This window comes from Microcoleus vaginatus PCC 9802, from assembly GCA_022701275.1.
Taxonomy (GTDB): domain Bacteria; phylum Cyanobacteriota; class Cyanobacteriia; order Cyanobacteriales; family Microcoleaceae; genus Microcoleus; species Microcoleus vaginatus_A.
The window spans coordinates 1,581,775-1,601,482 of record CP031740.1 but is presented as its reverse complement, the minus strand read 5'-3'; the positions used below and the strand labels follow the sequence as shown (position 1 = coordinate 1,601,482).

The following is a 19,708-nucleotide window of genomic DNA, read 5'->3' as shown; positions in this document are numbered from 1 at the left end:
GGGCGATTGAGATCGGTGAAGGGCGATCGCACCCTGACTTTTTAGCCGTTACTCTCAGGCAACTGACCAAACTGATCTCGGTAACGCGCTAGCAAAGATTCGAGTTCAGCAGCACGCTGGCGTTCCGCTTCTAGTGCTGAGGGTAATTCATCAGGAAGCAGTAATTTTTATCCATTATCTTTCCGATCAAAACCGATGAGTTTTCCATCTATTTCTAAACGCCGTTGCAGCACTTCACAGCGACTTTTAGTAATTAATTGATAGCTATATTCCTGTTGGTAGTATTGAGATCGATCGCCCTTTTGAATTCCTTAATTGCCTCAACATGACTCGGCATATTAACACACCTGACGAGTAAACCAATATGGAGTTCTGGGAGCAATTGGGAACTCGCAATCTCTTCGTATCCTTGCTGTCTGAGAGCATACAGAGACAGTCGGCTGTTATCCCAAAACCCGACTTCAGGGATTTGCAGCCGTTTGTAAGCCTCTAGCTTATCAATTCCACCGCCAGTGGCTACTACTTCGATCGCTAAATATGGACGTTCTCTGTCAGTACCCAATTCGTAAGACTTGTCTGCTTCACACTTCACCAGTCGCGATTCATTTTCTAATGTCCGAGACTCCGTAGGGGTGAAATCGATTCCTGCCGCCATCATGTAAGTTTCTACCAACGCACCGATACGTCCCTTGGCTGTTTCGTGTTTTCTTCCAGGCCTTTTCTGAATCTCCAGTATCCCATCTAAAAATAACAGCCGAACCCCTGGAATATCGAGCATGGGTTCTAAGGTTTTGAATTGTTCCCAAGTTAACCCTGGAAATAGCAACGGCTGATCTAATTTCTCTTTTAAGGTTGTTGCAGTCATGGCGCTCCTTAATTCCCAATCGAAAATCTCAACTCTAAAATCGATCGCTCTGGCTCCTTGATTCCCAATTATTCAATCGAAAATCTAAAATCGAAAATCTAAAATTGAGCGACCTCCCACACCTTCAAATGCCATCAGGATCGATACCCTGACTTCTCAAGTATGCCATTAGTCGATCGGCGCGCTGGCGTTCTTCTTCGGCGCGCTGGCGTTCCTGTTCCACCCGTTCGGCACCCCACAGCAGCAAATGCCCATTCTCATCCCACCAGCGCAACCAATAACCCGTTCTCTGAGATTTTTCACCTTCCCAAAGCCCCAGAAATAAACCCATTGATTTTATCCAGAATCGCTGATTAGCATCCGGTTCTTGCAGTTAGTATTCTCCCGATGTCGAGAGTCTGTACCCTTCCAACACTCCCGATTTCGGTTCAAAAATCACATAAATCGGTACTTGCAAAATTCGCTCGTAAAACCGCCATTTTCCTTAAGGATATCTCGGTTTATTTGAATATTCACTACTGTCAGTATCCGATAAAAATTCCATCACTACTGCGGATACTTCTCCCTCAGCATGGGGCGTATAACTGCGGCGAACTTCTCCGGGTTCTGCTGGCAATACCGAGGGAACCAACACCCAATCTGGTGCTTTTACTACTGTTTTGTCATTGACTTTGGCACATAGTCCAAAATTGGAAGCTATTAGCATTGAAGCTAGGATAAATTCTGCCAGATCCAAGGCTTCTCGCAGGGCGGCGGCTAAAAGTAGTTGGTCGATGTTTTCCAGAGGATCGTCTGGTAATTTAACGTCATCTGGCAATTTTTCCCAAGTTACAGTATACGGATTTTTGGTTGCGTCCGGTTTCGATAATGTTTGCGTCATTGGTTTTCCTTGTTGCGAGAGAAAGACTTTTTTGTTAATAGGATTTGGACAATAACTTTAATGCCGGGCGCGAAAGCCGCACCTGATTAACTAGCTGTAATCGGAGTGCGTATTGTCCACCTTACTAACTAGAGGAAGTCGCGAATCTTGTAATGGCAGTTATTCCATGATACCCTGTTTTAAGGGGTATTTTCGGGAGCCACTGGTTCTGGTGATCTGGCAGTTTTAGAAGGTATAACAGGCAGTTTTTGCTGTTTGTTCAAGCTGAGAAATCCAGGCTCTATTGATTGATTTCTGGCAGGTGTACTCGCATTTACTTTCTCAGAAAGGGGAGCTAATGTTTGAGTTACTTTAACTTGGTGTCGTAGTTGTTCTGTCGAGCCCAATAAGCCTCCCAATCCGTTGAACAACCTGCGAATGTTATGGCGGAAAGCCGGATCTCCTGTCAAATCATCCACATCGGAAGTAATTTTCTGGACGTTCTGAAATGTAGCTCGTGCAGAATCTAGAGTTTGCTGCAATAATAGCAAAGTCGTGGGATTGTTTACCTGGCTGGATAAATCTCGCAAACTACCAGAAGCTTGGGCAGCATTCGCTGATAAAACTTCTAAATTGTTCAGTAATTGTCCTTGGTTGATTCGATTAATTGTGGGACTCAAACTGCTGACTGCTACCTGCAGTTCCTGACTGCTTTGATTCATATTATTCAGAGTTGAGACTAAACTGGCGCGGTTGGTTGTTACTAAAGAATTGAGTTGGTTGGCTGTTAATGTAACTTGATTAGCGGCTTGAGTTACTGAATTAGCAGAATTTATCGCAGCGGCAGATACGGCTTTTGTGGAAGTGTCCGCCGTAGCTGCTACTTTAGAAACATCAGCGGCGACTGCTGATATTTCCGTCTTGAGCGATTGATTTAAGGTGCTTGCTTCTCCCTTTAAGGATTGATTTAAACTGCGGGCTTCCCCCTTTAAGGATTGATTTAAACTTCCTATTTCGGTTTTTACAGATTGATTTAAGCTCCCAATGTCTCCCCTTACAGATTGATTTAAAGTTTTTATTTCCGCTTGGGCAGTTTTAGTTAAACTCGATAAATCTTGGGTGAGTTTAGCTGCACCTTTAGCGGTGTTGGCTGTATTCTCGGCAAGAGATTTAATATTGTTAAACAGCGCGGGGTCAGTGTAGAAATTAGCTAGGCGGACTGTGGATCGAATAAGTTCGTCGATAGTGACTCCAGCTTGACCTTTTAAGCGCGAATTGTTGCAGACGATCTCAGGGGGACAGTCGGCACTAAGGGGATTGGCGGTAAGTAATGATTCTGGCAAAATCGAGTTGGGCGTAATGTCGATCGACGATTCGCCAATTAAACCGGATTTATTCGCTTCGATCGTAACATCCCGGGGAATCACTAAAGTACCGGGGGCAATCTCCAGCGTCACGTGTACGCCGTTGGAACCCGGTTGGAGGGCGGTAATTTTACCGACTGCAACCCCACGATACCTGATGGGCGTGCCTATTTGCATTCCTTGGGCGCTGCCAAATTCTACGGCGAATTTGTAGCTGCGGTTCCCTAGCTGCACGCCCCGCAGCCACAGCACTAAGCCGCCAAATAAACCGATTCCTACTAAAATTAAGAGCCCGACAGAACCTTCTCTTACAGTTCGCGATCGCATATTACCTCCTTAGTCATTGGTCATTAGTTATGGGTTATTAGTTATGGCTTATTAGTCATTGAGCATCATTTTTAGGGGATGACCCGATAGATTGTAGGTATGAGTTTAATTGAGTGGGCTAAGTCATTAATGATTGCTGTGAATGTATTTACTTGTTGAACGTTTAAAAGGTTTCGAGTGTAAGCTCGTCTCAACCAGTGTTGACTTTCATATAAAGAACCTCTAGCTATCTTGACAAAGCGTCTGTTGTCTTGATAACTGCCTCGTCCCACTCCTTCTGCTATGTTAGCACCGATGCTATCGGCTGAACGGACAATTTGTTTGCCGATCGTATCTTTGGCAAATCGTTCCCAAGTCTTAACAGTTTGCCAAAATTCATCTGCTAGTCGTTCTGATAATTTATAAACTCGCCATTCCTGAAAACTTTTTGTTGCCATATTACCCTCGACCTTAATGACTAATGACTGCTGAGTAATGAAAGTTCACTAATAACAATTGACTATCCAAGCGCTGGAATTGGCCCAGTAACACTGCCGCTAAAAAATTGTCTGATCAGTAAATTATCGGTCGATGCAATGTCATTGACAGTTCCCTCCCACTGCACTTTGCCTCGATAGAGAAACACGATGCGATCGGCAGTGCGGCGGATGGTACTGTCTTGGTGAGTGACGATCGCATAAGTGCTGCAAACACCGTTAGCCGCCTGCAACTCACGGATTAAATCTTCAATTACCGTCGAAGCGATCGGATCTAAACCCGCCGTCGGTTCGTCGTACAGCAAAACCTCTGGATTATCCCTGTCATTATCAGGATTCGCCATGATAGCGCGGGCAAAACTTACCCGCTTCCTCATTCCCCCAGACAACTGCGCCGGATAGCGTTCGCCAATTCGCGGCAAACCCACCATCTCCAACTTTTCCTCCACCAATTCCCGAATGCGGCGGCGCGGCAGCTTAGAATGCTGGTAAAGTAAAAAACCGACATTCTCCTCCACCGTCAGCGAATCAAACAAAGCCGCTTGCTGAAAAACCATCCCAATTCCGATCGGATCTGCCACGTCGTCCACCCATCCGACCCTGCGCTGTCCCTGAACAAAAACCTCACCGGCATCCGGGGCCAACAAACCCGCAATTATCCGCAGAATCGTAGATTTCCCCGTCCCGGAAGGGCCAATAATTGCCAGGGCCTCTCCCCGATAAATCCTCAGATCGACTTGATCGAGGATCGGGTTCTGGCCGAAGGACTTACTTACCCCCTTGAGTTCGATTAGTGGCTCAGGCATAAGATGTTATCAATAAGTTGTCAGTCCTCAGTCATCAGTCTACCTAATGACTCATCACTCATGACTAATCACTAATCACTTAAATTGACTGCCAGAACCAAAACTCTCTTGTATTGTAAATTTGTCAGCTCGAGCTGTTCCAATACCCTTAAGACTAATTAACCATGTCAATTAGTTCACTTCCTAAAGCCCTCCGCGTCTTGGCTAAAGCCAAGCAGGTTTTTGCCCAATCCAGAAATCCTTACCCCCCTTCTTTGCGGAACGGGCGAGTTCACCAGTGGTTTAAGTGGTTAGCCCCCGGACTGTTAGTGAAACGGTGGCTGCTGATTAGTGCTAGCGGCGTGGTACTTGCCACTTTGGGTTTAGCGATTTGGACTGGGATGACTCCCATTTTCTTCTTATTGCAATTGTTGAGAAATTTTTTGGCGTGGATTGCGGAAGTTGTTCCTAATTACGTGTCGGGCCCGATCATCATTGCTGGCGGGATTTTATTAATTCTGTGGGGACAAACTCGCAGTTTGAACTCTATTACCCAAGTGCTGATGCCCGAAGGCAACGAGGAACTGGTCGATCGACTCCTCCACCACCGTCGCTTGCACCGCGGCCCGAAAATTGTCGCACTTGGGGGCGGTACGGGCCTTTCTAATTTGCTCAGGGGATTGAAGGATTACAGCGCTAAAATCACTGCTATTGTCACGGTGGCGGATGATGGCGGGTCTTCCGGGCGGCTGCGGCGGGAAATTGGGGTATTGCCGCCGGGAGACATTCGTAATTGTTTGGCGGCTTTGGCAGATGAGGAAAAGTTATTGACTGAGTTATTTCAATATCGTTTCCGGGCTGGTGACGGTTTGGTGGGTCACAGTTTTGGGAATTTGTTTTTGACGGCGATGAGCGATATTGCTGGAGATTTGGAACAGGCGATCGCGGCGAGTTCTAAAGTTTTAGCAGTGAGGGGAGAGGTGCTGCCGGCTACTCTGAGCGATGTTTCTTTGTGGGCAGAACTCGCTGACGGCCGCAGGATTGAGGGGGAGTCCAGCATTACAAAAGCTAACGGGCAAATCCTCAAAATAGGCTGTAATCCTGCTAATCCTCCGGCATTACCTAGGGCTGTGGAAGGTCTTCGGGAAGCGGATTTTATTATTATTGGGCCGGGGAGTCTTTATACGAGTGTCATTCCGAATTTGTTGGTGCCGGAAATTGCTGATGCGATCGCCAACAGCGAAGTTCCGCGCATTTATGTGTGCAATATTATGACTCAGCCGGGGGAAACTGACGGATACAGTGTTGCAGACCACATTCGGGCGATCGACCGCGCTTGTGGCAGGGCGCTGTTCGATGCTGTAGTCGTTCAAGGAAAAGTCCCTTCTGCAAAGGCTTTGATCCGCTATTCTCAGGAGGATTCTTATCCGGTGGTACTCGATCGAGAAGCCGTGACGCAATTGGGGCGACGAGTTGTCATCGCCAATGTCATGGATGAAGATGAAAATACGGGTTTAATTCGCCACAATTCGCAAAGGTTGGCGGGGATGTTGCTGCGTTGGTACGGCCGCGCGCAGAACATTTAAGCTGCTGACTGCTGAATGTTCAATGTTGAATGTTTACTGTTTACTGTTTACTAATGTTATTAGTTATTAGTTATTGGTTATTGGCAGCCACCAGCGAGTAACAAATAACAAATAACCAATCATAAATGACTAATGACTAATTATTGAAATGAAAACTTTGCTTTCAGATTCTGAGGCTACGCGCAAGTTTGGTGTTGCGTTAGGCCGATCGCTCCCTCCCGGCACTGTAATCTTATTACAAGGAGATTTAGGTGCAGGCAAAACTACATTGGTTCAAGGTATCGCTGAAGGTTTAGGAATCTCGGACTCGATTGAGAGTCCTACTTTCACACTGATTAACGAGTATTTTGGAGGTCGAATTCCGCTGTATCATCTAGATTTGTATCGACTAGAACCCGAAGAAGTGGAGGCTTTGCACTTAGAAAGTTATTGGGACGGGTTAGAAATGGATTTGGGAATTGTGGCGATCGAATGGGCGGAAAGATTGCAGTACAAACCAGAAAATTATTTGCAAATTTCTTTAAGTTATCTAGATAACGGGCGGCAAGCTGAAGTAATTGGTAATGGCGATTTATTGGATTGGCAATGGGAAAATTGAGCGAGTGCGATTCCCTACCCTTCGGGAACCTCTGCGGGAAGATAGCTTCGCTCGCGCGTACTTACTGCGGACGGTTGACACGAATTAATTTGCCTCTCAAACTTTCTTCACCAGCAATAGCATCATTGATGCGTATTGCCAACATTTCTACATTCCGATTTTTGGTACAAACAATAATACCAGAGTGGTCTGGCTGTCGGTTGTGCAGTCCGATAAAATCAAACCGATTTAATGTCAAAACAGCTCTATCTTTGCTTATAGCAAATGCTAGCACCTCTGGATCTGGAATCCCAAGTCCTGCTTTTCCTGCTTCCTGAACAGTCAGGATATTGTGACCAAAAGCGCGCAGCAATTGCACAACGGGCAAAGGAAATTGTTCGTCTGCATACAAATTCAGCATGACTCAGGCTTCCTCATTCTTGCAGATTGCTTCTTCGATTTCCTCCAGATGTGCATCAGCATAAGTCCAAACATTGACTAGATCGGCCGCGCTGAGATGGGGATAAAATTGTAGAAGTTCAGCATCGCTTGAACCTTCACGGCGAAAACTTTCAAGCAGCCAAACTGGGATGCGAGTTTTGGCAATGCAAGCATCGCCGCCACACACGTCGGGAGTTTTGGTAATTCCTGGCCAGCTATTGTTTAAACTTTGGGCTAAAAGTCTGATGACTTCAGCTTTCTCAGTCGGAGTTAAGGCCAGGAGTTGTGTTTCTAGTTCTTCGATGAGCATGGGTAAAATCGCCTTTGCGATGCAGGAATACCCAATTATAACACTTGAGTTAAATTCATGCTTGCTCAGCGTCAAATCTCAAGGCTTCTCCCCTCACATTTGTATCCAATTTACCATTCTCAAAAACAACTTTTCCTCCAACAACAGTCACAACTGGCCACCCAGTCAAACTCCAACCTTCAAAAGGACTCCAGCCGCACTTAGTCACCATTTCTTCTCGCACGACGGGTCGATAATTTTCCAAATCTACTAATACCAAATCGGCATCAAAACCCGGAGAAATAGCCCCTTTGTTGGGAATCTTATAAGCCTTAGCAACGGCTGCCGACATCCAATTAGCAACTTGTGCCACTGTACATCTTCCTTCTACTGCTTGCGTCAGCATCAAAGGCAAAGAAGTTTCGACTCCGGGCATTCCTGATGGCGTATTTGGATATTCTTGAGCTTTTTCTGCTAATGTGTGCGGCGCGTGGTCAGTGGCGATAAAATCAATTACGCCGTCGAGTAAAGCTTGCCAAAGTATTTCGTTATCGCGGGGTTCGCGCAAAGGCGGATTCATCTGAGCTAAACTGCCAATTTTTTGATAGGCGCTGGTATTTAACAACAAATGCTGGGGCGTCACTTCTGCTGTCACCCAACTCGGTTTTTCCTGACGCAACAACTCAGCTTCATCCCCAGTTGAAAGGTGCAGAATATGCAGACGCCGCTGATACTTATTAGAAAGTTTTAATGCTAGCTGAGTTGCCAATAAAGCTGCTTGATTGTCTTGAATTTGGGAGTGCACGGTAACATCGGAAATCCCGGCAAATTCCTGACGCCTCTGGTTGATTCTAGCTTGGTCTTCTGCGTGCACGGCAATTAGTCGATCGCCCTTGGCAAAAATCGCCTCTAAAGTTGCTTCTCCATCGACCAAAAGCTGCCCGTGCATCGAACCCATAAACACCTTAATTCCCGGAGTCGGATTCGCATTCAACAAATCCGGCAAATTCTCGGGCGTTGCACCAATAAAAAAGCCGTAGTTCACCAAACACTTCTCGGCAGCGCGGCTTAGTTTATCATCTAAGGCAGCTTGGGTTGTGGTCAGAGGTCGCGTATTCGGCATTTCCAGAAACGATGTCACGCCGCCTTTAGCGCAAGCACAGCTAGCGGTAAATAAGTCTTCCTTGTGTTCTAAACCCGGTTCCCGGAAGTGTACCTGGGGATCAATTACTCCGGGTAACAGAGTTAAGCCTTTGGCATCTATTTCTCGATCGCCCGATTCGACAATTTCAGCAGCAACTTTGACAATTTGGCGATCGCAGATTTGCACATCTCCTACCAAAAACTCACCATTGGGCAAAAGAATGCGAGCGCGACGGATTAACAAACTTGATTTGGGAGTCATAAGATATCATTAATTGAGTAAACAGCGTGCTAGCATGGAAGCATTATTAAGTTTATAATTCGTATCCAGCTCAGTCACTACAATACCCTATGACTCGTCTAGACAAGTCAGCCGACGAAAAACCTCCGCAAGACACCGAAAATCCTTGGATCGAAGGAATTAAGACGATCGGCTTAGCAGCATTCTTGGCCTTTGGCATCCGCACCCTGGTTGCCGAAGCTCGCTACATTCCCACCGGGTCGATGCTCCCAACCCTACAAATTAACGATCGATTAATTATAGATAAGGTGAGCTATCGATTCCAAGATCCCCAGCGAGGAGATATTATAGTGTTTATGCCTCCAGATCCAGCTAGTTTGTGCACGGGACAGCCGCCACCGATCAAAGATGCCTATATCAAGCGAGTGATCGGACTGCCGGGGGACAGTGTGGAAGTCAGAGAGGGAAAAGTTTTTATTAACAAGCAGCCGCTACAGGAAAAATATATTGAAGAAATTCCGCAGTATCCCTACGGGCCTGTAGTTGTAGCTCCAAATTCTTACTTGGTGCTCGGCGACAACCGCAACGCAAGCTGTGACAGTCATTACTGGGGCTTTGTACCCAAGCAAAATATCATCGGTAGGGCAATTGTGCGTTTTTGGCCACTCAACCGCACTGGTTCGATCGACCCCACACCTCTTTATCCCGCTAAAAATTAGCTATAACGGAAGGAAGAAGCAAGAATGCCCATTCAATAATAGCAATGGTTTGGGTGATTAAGAACATCCTAATCGTCTTGCCGGTTGCTATACAAAACGCGAGGGATATTAGATCCCCGACTTATTCAAGAAGCCGGGGATCTAAGCTGACTCACGGGATCAATTCTAAAATCTAAAATCTAAAATCGCCTCACGTTTCGCGATCTAGAACTTTCACCACTTTGTTATACATCTCCTCAGCTTCTTGCTGCGAATTGCCGATACTCGTCAATCCCAATTTGCCAAACTCCGACAAACAACCCATTAAATGAAACACACTGCCCGTCTCTGTACCGCTGTCAAAGTGCAGTTGATTGTCAGCAATAATATCCATCAAATCGTTCGGTAATAATCCCCGATATCGCTCTTTTTTCAAATTGTCCGAAGCGACATAATATTTCGGACGGCCCTGCTGGCTGTAAAATAATCCGGTAGTACGATCGTACCGACCGTTTGTTAACAGCTTCAAAGCCATAAACGGATGAGTTGTGCCTCCTTTTCGTAAGTTAATTTCTATTGCTTGAAGATCCCATTTCCCATCGGATTGCTTTACAGCGAGAAAATCTACTCCAAATCTCTCTAAAGCCCCTTTTTTAGCTAAGTTTTTCCCCACTTTCCATCCCAATTCTTGCAACGCCAGCCGATAAGATTCGTCCGCAGGAAATCGGCAACCCAAGAAAATTTGGCCGTCTGGGCCTCCTAAAATCTGGTCGTGAGTGGAGAGGATTTCTACTTCGCCGCTGGGAATAATTCTGCCTTGAACACTGGGCGAGAACTTTTCTTCTCCTTCGATAAATGCTTCGGCAATTGCCCCTAATTCGGGAATGCGGCTGCTAAAATTTTCCCAGGTTTCGCCTGTGGATTGAAAGCGCAAATTATGGAAGCCCTCCCCAATTGCCTTCGCTCTTTCTTGAGGCGCTTTACTTGCCAGGGAACGCAGATCTAGAATTGCATTTCCTTCCCCCGAAAAACCTTCATTTAACTTAATTACCATCCGCTGCAAATCCGGCTGCCGTTCCCACAATTGAGCGGCAGCTTCTGCTAAATCTTCCGCATTCCAAACCAACTCGGAACCGTCAGGATAAGGCACGCCACATTCTTGGAAAATTTGCCTGCTGCCGCTTTTTGTTCCCCAGTATAAGAGGTCGGGATCGCTGGCCCACAAAGGAATTCCCAATTTAACAGATAACTCGCGTTCTAAGGGCGTCGAGTTATAACAAACCATATAAGATTTTGTCGGCCGTACTGCTTGACGAATGCGCTCCATCAAGCGGGGGCGATCTAAAATTTTCTGGGTGAGGGATTTGGCAGAAGCATCGTAAGCACTGAACAGCAAAAGCCGATCGCGCGCGTGAGAAAATGGAATTCCCGGCAGCAATTGCAGGTAATAATCCACAATCATCGGGTGCAAGGGCTCCGAGGTAATGTAAATTAAGCGCGTGCGGGGGTTTCGCAGGCGAATTAATGAAAATAAATGTCGCTCTTCGTAGTGGTAAGCACCCTCAATTTTCCGCATTTCTTGCTGATCTAAGCTGACAGAAGGAATGATAATAATGTCACAATCTCCGCTGTCGAATTCTTCTATCGCTCGCCAACGTTCGCGCAATTCTGTCTGAAGATTGCGAAACTTCTGCGCCGATTCGGAAGATGAATTATTTAACTCTTGCATTGCGTTTTATCCTAAGTATTCAAATAATTATTGCTGATTATGTCGGGTGTGTCAGCCCCCATAGTTGAGACAACTCACACAGTTTTTTCTGACGTACCCTACCGGGGACGATCTTCCATTTCTGTCAATCTGCTCTAAGAAGCTCGCCGCGCTCTAAAAAGTCTGGCATACTGCAAAATTGGCTCTAAGCGGCGTTGATTTTGCTTTAGTGCCGAGCGCAATTTTTCCGAAGGGCGGAACACCAGGGGAGCCGAATATTTGTTCAGCATCTCCATATCTGGCGACTGGCTCATCAGCATCAGCCTCACGTCTTTGTCGAGCAAATAACTCAGAGAAAGCAAATCTCCCATGTTCGTAAAATCGTTGCCGCGATCGCTAATTACAATTGTATCTTTAATGGATCGATTAGCTATCACCTCTTTGTTAATAATTTTCGCAACTTCAGCATTAAAATAGCTCAAGTCTTTGCTCCACCAAGTATCAGAAAAAGCGCTAACTGTACAGGAGGCTACACTTGCTGTAAATACCAACGCTAAAATGACTTGCCACAACCGCTGCTGAGTTTTCACGTTACTCGCGAGCAAGTAAGCAACTGCTAGCTGCACTCCCGGAAAGCAGGAAATCAGATAGCGGCTGACAGCGGAACGTTTGCCACCTAGGATTATATCCGGTAATGCCAGTATTAAAAAAGGTACAAAAGTTGATGTTACAATAAACAGCCAAGTAGAAGTGCTAACCCTGCGGCAGATTGTGTAAAGGGCTGCCGCAATTAACAGCCCAAATGGCAATCTCAGCAGATAAGTCCAAATATTATCAAACCCGAAGTCGAAGTCAAAAAATAAGGCTGTAAAGCTGAGTGTCCACAATTTGACAAGATACAGCCAACCCGGAGATACTCGCGTCCAATCTGTCGTAGCTGATGCTCGTTCCAGGTTTGTCGCCAGCACGTAAATCCAGGGAATATACAATATTAAGGCCGCTGTTACCGCTAAGAAAAATTGCGAATTAGTTACGTGACCTGGCAATTTTGTTTTTTTGACAAACAACCAGTAAGAAATTATAAAAACTCCGTGTCCAATGAGTGTTAAACAGAAGAAAGGGTGAGTGTAGAAACCAAAGGCGATCGCCAGCGAATAACACGCCCAATTTTGCCAACCCCGCAACCGCACTGCTCTCAGCAGCAGCCAACTGCTGCCAATAACTGTGGCTGTTAGCAAACTGTACTGCCTTGCTGTCTGAGCAAACAATATATCAAAGGGTGATAAAGCCAAAAGTGCTGTTGCTAATAACGCCGTCAAATTCGAGGCGAAAAGTTCCTGAGCTAAAGCGTACATCAAAGGCAACGACAGCAAACTCAATAGTGCTGGCAAACTGCGAGATGCTGCTAGAGAACTGCCAAATTGCTGCATCCACCAACGGGCCATGAGAAAGTATAAAGGCGGATGCTGCGGGTCTTCTAGTGCTAAAGAACGAATTGTATCTGCTTCTGTACTTCCCGGTTTAATCCGCTGATATTTTGGCAATTCTTGTGCGGGAACAATCCGGTTTTGGAATAGTTCGTCGTCAATTTCTTGGCGGGTGAAACCAGCGGCGCGGATTGATGTGTAAGCTTCGTCGTGCCAGTACAGTTTGCGATCGATCTCAAAAAACCGAAATCCGATACCAAGTAAAATGCCGATCGCCAATAAGCTCATCAGCCAGCGGGAATTTGGGGTATTAACAGATGTGTCTTGATGTGTTGTAGATCCCATGCTTGTCCTAATTGTGGCGATTCCATCCGGGATAGCTACGCTTCACGGAATTTGGAACTGTAGGGCATCTTAAACCTCACTCCCAGAGCGATCGATACCTACTACATCCCTCAACAGACAATAATTCTACCCTCTGCCGGATGCGGAATACTTTATATATCAGAGCCTTCAAAAAGCTGGCTCAGGCTGAAGCACCCCCAAAATCAAGAATCTTAAACCAAATCCCCGCAGAACCTCCAGACCCTAAAAATAACTGCTAACATACGTGTTGTACAGTTAATCAACAAGCTCCGCAAGGGGCCTACCCGCTTACCGCAAATGGCAAAAAAAGAAACGTCTATAAAAACTTCCACTGAAAACTCAGAAAAGCAAAAAGCTCTAACTTCCGTACTCTCCCAAATCGAGCGCAGCTTTGGCAAAGGGGCGATCGTCCGATTGGGAGACTCCACTCGCATGAGGGTAGAAACCATTCCCACCGGAGCCCTGACACTGGACATTGCTTTGGGCGGCGGTTTGCCAAAAGGTCGAGTTATTGAAATTTACGGCCCGGAAAGTTCCGGTAAAACCACTCTAGCCCTCCACGCGATCGCCGAAGTCCAAAAATCCGGCGGTATCGCAGCCTTCGTCGATGCCGAACACGCCCTCGATCCAACCTACGCCTCAGCTTTAGGCGTCGATATTGAAAATCTCTTAGTTTCCCAGCCGGATACCGGCGAAATGGCCCTAGAAATTGTCGATCAACTCGTGCGTTCCGTCGCCGTCGATATCGTAGTAATTGACTCCGTAGCCGCCCTCGTCCCCCGCGCCGAAATCGAAGGCGACATGGGCGACTCCCACATGGGTTTGCAAGCGCGCTTGATGAGCCAAGCTTTGCGGAAAATCACCGGCAACATCGGCAAATCCGGCTGTACCGTCATTTTCCTCAACCAATTGCGGCAGAAAATCGGCGTAACTTACGGCAACCCCGAAACCACAACCGGCGGTAACGCACTCAAGTTCTACGCCAGCGTGCGACTCGATATTCGCCGCATTCAAAGCTTGAAAAAAGGTACAGAAGAATACGGCAACCGCACGAAAGTTAAAGTTGCTAAAAACAAAGTTGCTCCGCCTTTCCGCATTGCCGAATTTGACATTGTATTTGGCAAAGGCATTTCTACTTTAGGCTGTCTGACTGACTTGGCCGACGAAATGGGAGTAATTACTAAGAAAGGTTCTTGGTATAGCTACAAGGGCGATAACATTGCTCAAGGACGCGACAACGTGATTCGACACATGGAGGAAAATACCGAATTTAAAAATGAGATCGAGAAGTTAGTCCGGGAACAACTTGATACGGGGGCTGTGGTTTCTGCTAATTCTGTCGCTCCTGTTGATCTTGATGTTGATGATGAGGATGAGGATGTTGATGACGTTCAGGATGTAGAAGAGTTGGAAGAAGTATAACTTTTCTAGTTATTTATCATTAGTGATTTGTCATTAGTGATTAGCAAAAGTAGGTTGGGTTTAGTATACACAAACCCAACCTACTTTTGTGCTTTTATCCTCAAAAATATGCAGGTTATACCATTTGAGATTTGAGATTTGAGATTTGAGGTTTGGGAATTACTTACTGGGGGCCTCTGATAGTTGTAAAAACACTTCTTCTGGCTCCTTCCTTCTTCCTTCTTCCTTCTTCCTTCTTCCTTCTTCCTTCTGCCTCTTTGCTCCTGGCTCCCAACTCCAATTTCTAGCTTGGCTGCTTTCATTGAGATGCTCGCTACTTACGATCACTTATTCAGGCATAGAAACTGGCTGAACGTATTGAGAATTAGCGCGCACATAACAGCCTTGTCTTGTCTGCAACCAGGGTTGACCGTTAGCCATCGTAATCGCATTTACTCCCCTGAGTTCAGCAGCAATTGTATCTCTATCCGCGCGGTAAACTTGTTGAATTGCTCCGTTTGGCGTTTTGCGGCAGTTGAGTTGTCCATCTCGCGACGTGACTCGCCAAGCAGGCCAAGTTCCAGAACCAGCAGTTTCAGTCAACCAAGTATTAGAATTGCTAGAAGTATAGTCGCCACTTGCATTAGGACGCGGTAAAGATTCGACTAAATTTACTTTAAATGTCTGGCCAATAGAAGGACAATTTTCTCCTCCTTTCACCTTCCAAGTAACTTCGGCTCCCAATTGGCTGCTCCTTCCAACTTGACGCCTAACAATGGTAATATCCCCAGAACAAATAATTTTTCTGCCAGGGCCGATCGCACTGTCTTTGAAAGTCCCATTGTAATAGTAAGAGCCTGCTGCTCCTTCGGAACGGGTAATTTGAATGTTGCCCAAAAATTGCCGATTGCCTACTTTGGTCAAGTAAAAACCTCTGGGATTGTTCCCTTTTTCTGACAGGTTTAAAGTAGTTTTACCGTTAGGATTAACATAATTCGTAGCGCTAGCAGCAGCGCACCAAATTAATGACATAACTCCTGTGGACAACAAAATGTAAAGTTTTTTCACAGCAACACCTTGTATGAATCTCTACTTTATTTATAGCTGTTGGTGAAAATACTTGACCAGTCGCTCAAATGAGTGTCACTCATTTGAGCGACATTCTAACGACATACGGGCAATCCCGCCTGATTGCCACTACAAATTCGGCAACCACAGGGGATTGGGACTACTGCGTAATTCCGAAAAATCAACTCTGCATAACTTCACCTTGCTTCAGCTCCCTTCAACTCTCTTCACTTGTATGCACCTGCATCACGATGCCTGCAAGCTTCCACTTCTGACTCATTGCAGGTTCCAATAATTAGCAGCAGAATAAATTTATATACGTAAGTAAAGGGGTTCCAATCACCGCTAAATACTGTGGATTTTACGGGTACTTCCCGGTGGGTCAAGTTGCGATTAGAAAAACTAGGGCGATTTTTACAGGTAGCAGATTTCAACTCTAAGAATGCTTGTAAAGAAATGTAAAAGCTCCTGAAACCCCATTGCTGTGACAGAAAGTACGATTTCTAAGCTGAGTCCGTAAAAAAAGTCGTCTTGATTCATCGCAGAAATGAACTTAAAAAACACAAATTAAGTTTGCCAGAGAGTTCAATCATTGTTCGAGGAAGAATAAATCATGGCTGACGGTCAATTAGAAGTTATATTAAAGATTGCTCAAACAATTAACCCTCAAATTGAGAGCGATCGACATTTTGAAATAGACTTGGCAAAATTGCGCCAACTGCCAGCAGGAACATTAGGGTACGAAGTGGCGCGATTTCTAGACGAACAAGGCTTTGAGCCGATCGCATCGGGAGACTGGATTCAGCGAAACCACGACGTTTGGCACGTGCTGACAGGTCTTTCGGCTTCAACAGAAGATGAATTTATACTTCAAGCGTTTACTCGCGCTCAAGTATTTCGTCCTTCTTGTGCGATTTTAGTGTTAGTTGGACTGATCAGCGGAAAATGCGCGATAGGACAAATTATCAAAGGCTTAAAACACGGAAAATTAGCCACTCGGCTAATTAATTGGGACGTTACATCTGATTGGGAAACTCCTTTATCTGAAGTTCGAGAAAAACTCGGAATTGTACCCTTAATTGATTAGATTTTAACTCGTTACCTAATTACAAAAGTATGCAAAGCATAAGTTACAAACCGGAAATTAGCCTGAGTCCACGCGAAAGAGCGATCGCGCAATTAGTAGCCCAAGGCCTGCCAAACAAATGTATTGCCAAAAATTTAAATATCAGTCACTGGACGGTTGCTACTTACGTGAGGCGGATTTTTATCAAACTCGGTGTTTGTTCCAGAACTGCGATGATTGCACTGCTGATCCAAGAAAATTTGCTCTGGGACTGATAAATAAGTAGCGTGCGTCAGCTAGCTTTAATTCTCTGTTAATCCAGAAACTGTAGGCACGACGCCCCCTAAAAAAAACCTATCCCTAGACAGATGAAAACCCGGTTTAGCTGTAAAACCGGGTTTTAATTTGCAATGTTTAAAACTTTCTAGGCCACAGCCAAAGAAGGAGAAGAATTTCTCAGAAAACTGAGCAATTCTCGATTCACCGTTTGTGGCGCTTCCTGCTGAATCCAGTGGCCGCAGTTAGGAACTAATTTTAACTTAAACGGAGCCGTAATTAATCTGTCTAAACCTTCTACAAGTTTGTGGCTCAAAAACGCATCTTCTTCTCCCCAAAGCACCAAAGTAGGTACTGTCACAGGTTCTAATTTCTGCCCCAAATTCCAAAGCCTCTGCGGGTGAAACATCTGGCGGTAATAATTGATAGCGGCGGCTAATACTCCCGGCTTTTCTAAAGCAGTCTGATAAATCTTAGTTTCCTCAGCGCTAAAAGCTCCTTTGCGAACAGCTTGTCCTTGGAAAACATTGTGTACAAAATCTTTCAAGTTTTGCCGGATCAACCATTCGGGAATGCCGGGCACCTGAAACGCCAAAACGTACCAACTGCGGCGGATTTGATCTAAATTGCTCGCCATTTCCTGCACGAATCGCTGCGGGTGCGGAGCGTTTAAAATTGCCAAGCGGTTGAGTTGTTCGGGGAATTTTTGAGCTAAGTGCCACGCAATCACCCCTCCCCAATCATGACCTACAACGTGAGCTTTTGTATAACCGAGGCTCGCAATCAAACCGCGAATATCCGCGCTCAGCGTATCTAAATCATAGCCACTTTCCGGCTTGTCGGAATCGTTGTAGCCCCGCAAATCCGGCACTACCACCTTGAAATGACGCGCTAAAGCAGGAATTTGATGACGCCAAGAGTACCAAAACTCTGGAAACCCATGCAAGAGAAGAACAAGCTCGCCTTCTCCTTGAGAAACGCAGTGCAGGCGGATGTTATTGGTTTCGACAAAGATGTGTTGCTGTTCGGAATCGAAAGAATTCATAGTTGGAAAGCTAGACTTATTTTCGGGAAGTACAGAACCCGCCGACTGGTAGCAGGCTAAAACGTCCCAATGGTGTTAATTTTTCTACTTTTATTGTAGCTGCTTTTTGATCCCCGTCGGTGCAATCTAATGAAACTTAAAACTTGTAGGGTTTTTGGGTACCCGGTTTTTTAGGTGTAACTACTGAGCTTAACTTTCTCACCTTAAATCTGTTGTTTTAACAGCGGCGCAGGCGATTCAATAATAGCACAATTTCGTCAGTTGCCGATCGCATTTTTGCAGCAGATAGGTCAGATTGATTGACGATAATGCTAAACACCAGCGGCTCGTAATTCGGAACTTCGATATATCCCGACAGCGCCGAAACCCCGCTCAAAGTTCCTGTTTTTGCTTGCAAAATTACGCGGTTTGGTGTATTATTGAAGCGATTTTTCAAAGTGCCGTTCTCGCCAGCGATCGGCAGTGACTGGCGGTAAATAGATGCAGCAGGTGAATTAGCCATCAATCTCAAAGTTTGCACCAAGGCTTCAGGGCTAATTAAATTGTGGCGGGAAAGTCCCGAACCGTCGGCTAATATGTAGCTGTTTGGATTTACTCCTAATTTAGTTAAAGCGGTTTTTAACTCTTTCAAACCCATTTCACCTGTATCTTCTTGCTGCTGGGGCATCTTGTCTGTAACTTTTCCCAGCAATCTCAATATAACTTCTGCATAAAGATTGTTGCTTTCGCGATTAGTTTCTCTCACCAATTCAGCCAGCGGCGGCGATTCAACGGTCGCTAATTCTTGATTTAAATTGCGAGAAGCCGAGGCAACTAAAGCCTGTTTAACAGGAATTCCCTCAGCCGCCAGAACTTGCTGAAACTGCTGCAAAAAATTATTAGCGGGGTTGACAACTGCCACATAAGCTGATTCAGGTTCGCCACCAACTTTCAACTGTCCGCTCACTCGAATTATAGGTCGATCGAACTCCCTGCCAACTTCAATAAACTCGGGTTCGTTTTGGGCGACAGTTACTGAATTGTTCTGGAGTTGCCACTGATTTGCCAGTTTTGGTTCGGCAAAAGTAACTTTCAGAGGTTGCCCAAGAGCCTGGGGGGACAATAGAAGGTCGATCGCGTTTTGATTGAAAATTAAACTGTTAATCGGCGCTCCATAGCCTGCTTGCGCGTCTTCCCATTCCCAATTCGGATTAACTGCACTGCCTTGAAAATAGCTGTCATCGCCAATCAACTCGTTTACTTGACTGATTCCTCGCTGTTTCAACTGCTGCGCCAAAGATTTCAACTGAGGCTCAGCAATGCTCGGATCTCCCCTGCCGGCAACGTACAAACTCCCATTTTCGTCGCTGTAAACCGAAGTCTTAATCCGAAAATCTGCACCGAGTTTCTGCAAAGCAGCGGCTGTGGTTAGCAGCTTGACATTTGATGCCGGAATAAAATATTTTTGGCTGTCGCGGCTGTAGAGAGTAGTAGTAGAAGATAGAGGTTGAATCAAAATGCCCCAGCGCGATCGGCTAAATTCGGGACGATTGGCGATCGCATCTACTTGGGCACCCAAATCCGCAGGACAAATATCCCCAGCAACCGCCTGGGTTTGAGCAGTAACCGCCGACGGACGCCCCAGCACAAGCACTAACAAACTAAGCGCAATTCCTTGGATTTTCAAAGTGCCAGTTCCTTAACAATAACTATTAAAATTA

18 protein-coding genes and 3 pseudogenes are annotated in these 19,708 nt (G+C 45.7%); 6 read left to right on the top strand and 15 right to left on the bottom strand.

The features are described 5' to 3' along the window. Positions 1-41 precede the first annotated feature (41 nt). The 6 genes and pseudogenes from D0A34_06660 to D0A34_06635 form a co-directional block, all read right to left on the bottom strand. Positions 42-263, bottom strand: a pseudogene (locus D0A34_06660) (Uma2 family endonuclease). Next, complete coding sequence (locus D0A34_06655) at positions 254-865, bottom strand: Uma2 family endonuclease (protein UNU18594.1); 612 nt, start codon at positions 863-865, stop codon at positions 254-256. Before D0A34_06655 ends, D0A34_06660 begins: the two are co-directional and overlap by 10 nt. Before the next feature lie 124 nt (positions 866-989). Next, positions 990-1,745, bottom strand: a pseudogene (locus D0A34_06650) (Uma2 family endonuclease). Between the two features lie 179 nt (positions 1,746-1,924). Further along, on the bottom strand, positions 1,925-3,415 hold the full coding sequence (locus D0A34_06645; protein UNU18593.1) for an MCE family protein: 1,491 nt from the start codon (positions 3,413-3,415) through the stop codon (positions 1,925-1,927). 55 nt (positions 3,416-3,470) lie between these two features. Then, a pseudogene (locus D0A34_06640) lies at positions 3,471-3,852 on the bottom strand (four helix bundle protein). 62 nt (positions 3,853-3,914) lie between these two features. After that, positions 3,915-4,697 carry an ABC transporter ATP-binding protein gene (locus D0A34_06635; GenBank protein ID UNU18592.1) on the bottom strand — a complete coding sequence of 261 codons (783 nt, stop codon included), beginning with the start codon at positions 4,695-4,697 and terminating at the stop codon, positions 3,915-3,917. A 164-nt stretch (positions 4,698-4,861) separates the two neighbouring features. Here D0A34_06635 and D0A34_06630 point away from each other — a divergent pair, with 164 nt between their 5' ends. Continuing rightward, complete coding sequence (locus tag D0A34_06630) at positions 4,862-6,262, top strand: YvcK family protein (GenBank protein UNU18591.1); 1,401 nt, start codon at positions 4,862-4,864, stop codon at positions 6,260-6,262. Positions 6,263-6,410: 148 nt separating this feature from the next. Beyond that, a complete protein-coding gene (locus D0A34_06625) occupies positions 6,411-6,860 on the top strand; it encodes a bifunctional alanine racemase/tRNA (adenosine(37)-N6)-threonylcarbamoyltransferase complex ATPase subunit type 1 TsaE (protein ID UNU18590.1) in 450 nt (149 codons plus the stop codon). A gap of 61 nt (positions 6,861-6,921) precedes the next feature. Here D0A34_06625 and D0A34_06620 read toward each other — a convergent pair whose 3' ends face one another. Genes D0A34_06620 through D0A34_06610 form a run of 3 tightly spaced genes read right to left on the bottom strand, consistent with a single transcriptional unit; the run spans position 6,922 to position 8,974 of the window. Continuing rightward, positions 6,922-7,260, bottom strand: coding sequence for a hypothetical protein (locus tag D0A34_06620; GenBank protein ID UNU18589.1), 339 nt, complete (start codon positions 7,258-7,260; stop codon positions 6,922-6,924). Between the two features lie 3 nt (positions 7,261-7,263). Beyond that, positions 7,264-7,590, bottom strand: coding sequence for a DUF433 domain-containing protein (locus D0A34_06615; protein UNU18588.1), 327 nt, complete (start codon positions 7,588-7,590; stop codon positions 7,264-7,266). Positions 7,591-7,645: 55 nt separating this feature from the next. Continuing rightward, entirely contained in the window at positions 7,646-8,974 is a 1,329-nt protein-coding gene (locus D0A34_06610) for a dihydroorotase (protein UNU18587.1), read from the bottom strand. 89 nt (positions 8,975-9,063) lie between these two features. Between D0A34_06610 and lepB the strand changes: the two genes are divergently transcribed. After that, a complete protein-coding gene (lepB, locus tag D0A34_06605; GenBank protein UNU18586.1) occupies positions 9,064-9,672 on the top strand; it encodes a signal peptidase I in 609 nt (202 codons plus the stop codon). Between the two features lie 190 nt (positions 9,673-9,862). Here the strand turns inward: lepB and D0A34_06600 are convergent, their stop codons facing one another. Then, positions 9,863-11,380 (bottom strand): carboxylate-amine ligase, encoded by a 1,518-nt coding sequence (locus tag D0A34_06600; protein ID UNU18585.1) that lies wholly within the window; start codon positions 11,378-11,380, stop codon positions 9,863-9,865. A 134-nt stretch (positions 11,381-11,514) separates the two neighbouring features. Further along, positions 11,515-13,131 (bottom strand): glycosyl transferase family 39, encoded by a 1,617-nt coding sequence (locus D0A34_06595; GenBank protein UNU18584.1) that lies wholly within the window; start codon positions 13,129-13,131, stop codon positions 11,515-11,517. A 339-nt stretch (positions 13,132-13,470) separates the two neighbouring features. Here D0A34_06595 and recA point away from each other — a divergent pair, with 339 nt between their 5' ends. Continuing rightward, complete coding sequence (recA, locus tag D0A34_06590; protein ID UNU22202.1) at positions 13,471-14,574, top strand: recombinase RecA; 1,104 nt, start codon at positions 13,471-13,473, stop codon at positions 14,572-14,574. Between the two features lie 80 nt (positions 14,575-14,654). On the opposite strand, the gene D0A34_06585 is transcribed toward recA, so the two are convergent. Both D0A34_06585 and D0A34_06580 read right to left on the bottom strand, forming a co-directional pair. Beyond that, positions 14,655-14,876 carry a hypothetical protein gene (locus D0A34_06585; protein ID UNU18583.1) on the bottom strand — a complete coding sequence of 74 codons (222 nt, stop codon included), beginning with the start codon at positions 14,874-14,876 and terminating at the stop codon, positions 14,655-14,657. A gap of 25 nt (positions 14,877-14,901) precedes the next feature. Beyond that, positions 14,902-15,621 (bottom strand): hypothetical protein, encoded by a 720-nt coding sequence (locus D0A34_06580; protein UNU18582.1) that lies wholly within the window; start codon positions 15,619-15,621, stop codon positions 14,902-14,904. Positions 15,622-16,234: 613 nt separating this feature from the next. On the opposite strand from D0A34_06580, the gene D0A34_06575 reads away from it, so the two are divergent. Further along, positions 16,235-16,708, top strand: coding sequence for a hypothetical protein (locus tag D0A34_06575; GenBank protein UNU18581.1), 474 nt, complete (start codon positions 16,235-16,237; stop codon positions 16,706-16,708). A gap of 29 nt (positions 16,709-16,737) precedes the next feature. After that, positions 16,738-16,962: a LuxR family transcriptional regulator gene (locus D0A34_06570; GenBank protein ID UNU18580.1), complete on the top strand. Its 225-nt coding sequence runs from the start codon at positions 16,738-16,740 to the stop codon at positions 16,960-16,962. A gap of 149 nt (positions 16,963-17,111) precedes the next feature. On the opposite strand, the gene D0A34_06565 is transcribed toward D0A34_06570, so the two are convergent. Both D0A34_06565 and dacB read right to left on the bottom strand, forming a co-directional pair. After that, complete coding sequence (locus tag D0A34_06565; GenBank protein ID UNU18579.1) at positions 17,112-18,008, bottom strand: alpha/beta hydrolase; 897 nt, start codon at positions 18,006-18,008, stop codon at positions 17,112-17,114. Positions 18,009-18,225: 217 nt separating this feature from the next. Beyond that, positions 18,226-19,668, bottom strand: a complete 1,443-nt coding sequence (gene dacB / locus D0A34_06560; protein UNU22201.1) for a D-alanyl-D-alanine carboxypeptidase/D-alanyl-D-alanine-endopeptidase — start codon at positions 19,666-19,668, stop codon at positions 18,226-18,228. Positions 19,669-19,708 lie beyond the last annotated feature (40 nt).